We start from the raw sequence: 4848 nt of genomic DNA on the forward strand, positions 1-4848 counted from the left end.
CGATGACAATGCCTTTAACAAATACTTGTATATTATTAAACATGGTCTTCACCTCTTTTTATGTATATTATGAGATAAACCAGGCTCAATGTAAATAAGCACGTTGGATGACTTTTCATCAATTTATCAAAAAACAGGTCCAGCTTCCCCCCTATAAATCATGACTTGTACCTTAGCCTACCATGTACGGTTTGTTACAGTTTTAGACTCACATATTACTTTATTACTTGTATAAGATTTGAGATGCTTGCAGGACTCTATAATGCCTAATTTAAAATAGCAGTCATAGACTTGAGTTTCATGCTAGCCAATCATGAAAGTGGTTGCAATAATATTTAATGTTTTATATAATGCTGAAATGGTTGAGTTCAATCAAAAGTACTTTCAACATAGGAAGGGGGAATTAGTTTTGACTGGGAACGAGGGGAATAAGAATGGTCTATTGTTTAAGTTTGTTGGTTGGATTGAACGCGTTGGTAATAAGTTGCCCCACATATTTTGGATCTTTTTGTTCTTCTGGTTTTTGGTGATTATTCTTTCCGGCGTATTTGAAGGCGTCTCAGCTATTGCACCTGCTACGAACGAAAAAATTGAAATTATTAGCTTGTTGAATCGCAAAGGGTTAAAATGGATATTGTCAAACATGGTGTCCAACTTTACCAAATTTCCACCCCTGGGATTAGTTTTGGTTATGATGATGGCATCCGGTTTCGCTGAAAGATCAGGATTCATACCCTCCATAATGAAGACATTGACAACTGTCCCGGATAGTTTAATGATTCCCGCAATATTTATCATTGGAATATGTTCTAATTTAGCTTCAGATGCGGGAACAGTCATCATTCCGCCATTGACTGCTGCCCTTTTTTATGCAAGGAAGAAAGACCCGATATTTGGGATGATATTAGGATATGTTGCTGCTTCATCAGGATTTACCGCAAATTTATTCATAGCTGGAACTGACGTACTGCTGGCAGGGATTACTAGCGCTTCCGCCAAAATAGCAAATCCTGCTTATGACGTTTATCCAACCGCTAATTACTATTTTATGATCGCTTCTGTTTTTGTATTGACGGCTGTAGGAACGGTATTTACTAATAGATTTGCTATGCCGAAATTTGCCAAATGGGATCCTGAATATGAACATGCACAAGTTCCCCGTGAGTATCTGACAACACTTACTGAGAAAGAAATAAGCGGCGTGAAGAAGGCAGGTCTTGCAGCAGGTGGATTTTTCCTCTTGATGTTTTTGCTAACGATCATTCCTGGAGGACCACTGCGAGATCCCGTTAAAAACACAATAGTTCCTTCTATTTTCCTGGATGGCATGATACCAATCCTTTTTGTGTTTTTTATAATTGGAGGGTGGGTATACGGGAGAAGCGTTGGTTCTGTGCAAAGGCCTACAGAGATCATAGACCATATGGTCGAAAGCATGAAGACGATGGCCCCCTATATTGTGGTGATGTTGCCTATCGGTAACTTCACCTACACCTTTACTCACACTAATATGGCATCAATACTAGCTATCAAACTTGCACATCTTCTTGAGATCGCTGGTTTTACTGGCGTTGGTCTTTTCGTTGCTATAACGTTCATTTCGACATTTATTAATCTATTTTTGACGAGCGGATCGACAAAATGGGCCTTTTTGGCTCCTGTAATAGTGCCTATGATGTATTATTTGGGTTATACTCCGGAATGGACACAGCTTCTCTACAGGATTGGGGATTCCAGCACAAATGCCTTCACTCCGCTTTTTACATATTTCCCCATACTCTTGGGTTTTGCGAGCATGTATAAAAAGGATGTAGGTGTGGGAACAATAATATCACGTACTTTTGTTTACTCCATGGTCTTTTTAATCACATGGATATTAATGATCATTGTTTGGTACTATTTAGGTCTGCCCATTGGGCCAGGCGCTTCTATTTCTCTATAACCACGAAATAAAAAAAATAGTAATAAGCAGAGGGATTACTATGTCTGAGTATAATTTGGAGGATAAGATCGTAGAGTCAGCCAAGAAATCGCAGGAATTTGTGGTAGAAAAGCGCAGGGATTTTCATCGACATCCCGAGGTAAAGTTTGAAGAAAAAAGAACGGCCGAAATTGTCGAGACATTTTTGAAGGACTGGGGCTATGAAACAAAAAGAGCCGCCGGGACCGGAGTAATAGGCGTCTTGGAATGTGGCGGCGTAGGCGGAAGGATTGTTGCATTAAGGGCTGATATAGACGCTTTAAACGTAGAGGAAGAAAACGATGTGCCCTACAAATCGGTCATCTCGGGTAAAATGCACGCTTGTGGTCATGACGCACACACTGCAATGCTTTTAGGTGCCGCAAAATTAATTTCCGACTTGAGGGATAGTTTTAACGGCACTGTAAAACTAGTATTTCAACCAGGAGAAGAAGGCGGAGCCGGTGCCAAAAAAGTTCTTGAGGAAGGTCACTTGGACGACGTTGATGCCATATTTGGTATACACGTATGGGTGGAAGTTCCTTCCGGGGTGCTAGCTACGAGAAAAGGGCCAATGATGGCTTCATCGGATGGATTTGAGATTCGAATCGCAGGTAAAGGCGGTCACGCGGCTCATCCTCATTTGGCCAATGATCCAACAGCACCAGCTGCAGACATATATAACGCATTTCATAAATTGGTTTCCAGGGCGGCCAATCCTTTTTCTCCCGTGGTCATAACATTGCCAATGGTAAAAGCAAGCGATGGATACAACGTTATTCCCGAGTCGGTTGAAATTAGGGGCACATTGAGGACCTTTGATTCCAACTTGAGAGACAGGCTAATGAAAAGGATGCAGTCCATCGCCGAGCGTTACGCCGAAGGATGGGGTTGTTCGTCTTCCTTTGGGCTTTTTAGAGCCCCCTATCCTCCGCTCGTGAACGACTCAAGCCTTGTGGATTTTGTAACGGAAGCTTTGCAAGCCATCGGACCTATAGTCGAAGCTGAAATGACCATGGGTGGCGAGGATTTCGCATTTTATACGCAGAAAATTCCCGGCGCGTTCTTGCAACTTGGCATCAGAAACGAGGAAAAAAACATCGTTTTCCCACATCATCACCCCAAGTTTGACGTAGATGAAGACGTACTGTGGAAAGGCGTTGCAGCTTATGCGTTGCTTGCTTATAAATACCTTCAGTTAAGCTAGCTTTAGTAAAATACTATTTTGTACTCGTCAAATGGGCGGATAGCTTTCTCTTGTAAAGCAGTTTCTGGAAGACAAAGAGAGGTGGCTGTCCGCCCTTGCGTTGCCTGCATGTGTGATGGGCAAAAGGGCGTGACCAACTTTTTTTGACACCACCATGATGTCTTGCTAGAATAACAACAATCAATAAAAGTAGGGGGTATGTATAATATGCGTAAGAGAGCGACAGTTTTAATATTGGCGTTTTTAAGCTGTTTTTTCTTAGCTACTCACTCCCCCGCAGCAACGCCTAAAGACTCGTTAGTCATAGCCGCAGACACACAGATATTAATTTCTCTAGATCCGGCTGTATGTTATGAAACATTAGCTGCACAAATAACAGAGGCAGGGTACTCAGGATTAACTCATATCGATTACGTGAACGGCGTATTAACTCCCGTACCTGGTTTAGCTGAGAGTTGGGAGATTCTCGAAGATGGCACAAAATATGTATTTCATTTGAGAGAAAACGCTCGTTTTTCGAATGGCGATCCTGTAACGGCCGATGATGTGGTCTTTTCCTTCCAAAGACTTTTGAGCATTTACAAATCTCCTGCGTGGCTGTTGGAGGAAATAGGACTCACGAGAGAGAACATGCAAGAGACTATCACCAAGAAGGACGATCGCACTGTTGTATTAAAGACAAAACCGCTTGCACCTAACATTATTTTATCCATTCTCGGGGGCGCATGGGGCGGGATTGTAAACAAAAAAGTCGTGATGGCGAATGAAGTCAACGGTGATCTTGGAGAGGCCTACTTATTGGACAAGTCTGTCGGCGCAGGCGCTGGGCCTTACGAGATAGTCGAGTGGAAGAGAAATGACCACGTTTTGCTTCGTGCAAATCAATATTTTTGGGCCGGAGTTCCTGCCATAAAGCAAATTTTTATTAAAGACGTGCCGGAATCAACAACTCAGTTTCTGCTCGTTCAAAAAGGCGACGTTGATGTTGCCTGGAGAGTGACGACAGAGCAAGCTGCTCAACTTAGAGATTCGCCGCAAAAAGGTGTGAAATTGATCGCCGTACCCTCTCAGTCAAATGAATATATAGCTATGAATGCTCAGTGGGGGCCTTTTAAAGATGAGCGTGTAGTTAAGGCTGTCAAATATGCCATTGATTACGATGCTATAATTAATTCAGTCTTGAGAGGTTTTGCCGTGCTCAATCAAAATTTCATACCGATCGGTTATTTTGGTTACATCGAGATGAATCCCTATAAAAAAGACGTCGCAAAGGCAAAACAACTGCTGAAAGATGCCGGATATCCGGATGGCTTTGAAGTGGAAATTTTGACTAACCCGACCCAGATCAGGATGGATGAAGCAGTGCTGATTCAATCAAATCTTGCCGAGGTTGGAATAAAAGCCACGGTAACCACCATGCCAGCTTCTGAAATGTATGCTAAATTTAGGCAGCAGGGACATCAAATAATCTTAGCAGGGTGGGGCATAGACTATCCCGATCCCGATGCTTTGGCAAAACCCTTTGCAAATTACAGGGTCAAGCAGCTTGCATGGAGGACTATGTGGTACGATGATCATGCCGCGGATTTGGCGGAAAAAGCCGGTTTAGAATTAAACGAAGAGCGACGACTTGAACTTTACAAGGAGCTTCAGGAATATTGGATCGAAAAAAGCCCATTCG

At 42.6% G+C, this 4848-nt stretch carries 3 protein-coding genes; all 3 read left to right on the top strand.

Annotation, left to right across the window (positions count from 1 at the left end):
* The first annotated feature begins 409 nt into the window (after positions 1-409).
* Positions 410-1942 carry an AbgT family transporter gene (locus Q7P41_RS06820; protein WP_303883062.1) on the top strand — a complete coding sequence of 511 codons (1533 nt, stop codon included), beginning with the start codon at positions 410-412 and terminating at the stop codon, positions 1940-1942.
* 40 nt (positions 1943-1982) lie between these two features.
* Complete coding sequence (locus Q7P41_RS06825) at positions 1983-3167, top strand: M20 family metallopeptidase (RefSeq protein ID WP_303883064.1); 1185 nt, start codon at positions 1983-1985, stop codon at positions 3165-3167.
* A gap of 207 nt (positions 3168-3374) precedes the next feature.
* A partial coding sequence (locus Q7P41_RS06830; protein WP_303883065.1) for an ABC transporter substrate-binding protein occupies positions 3375-4848 on the top strand: 1474 nt, incomplete at its 3' end.

The sequence above is a fragment of the Acetomicrobium mobile genome, from assembly GCF_937920065.1.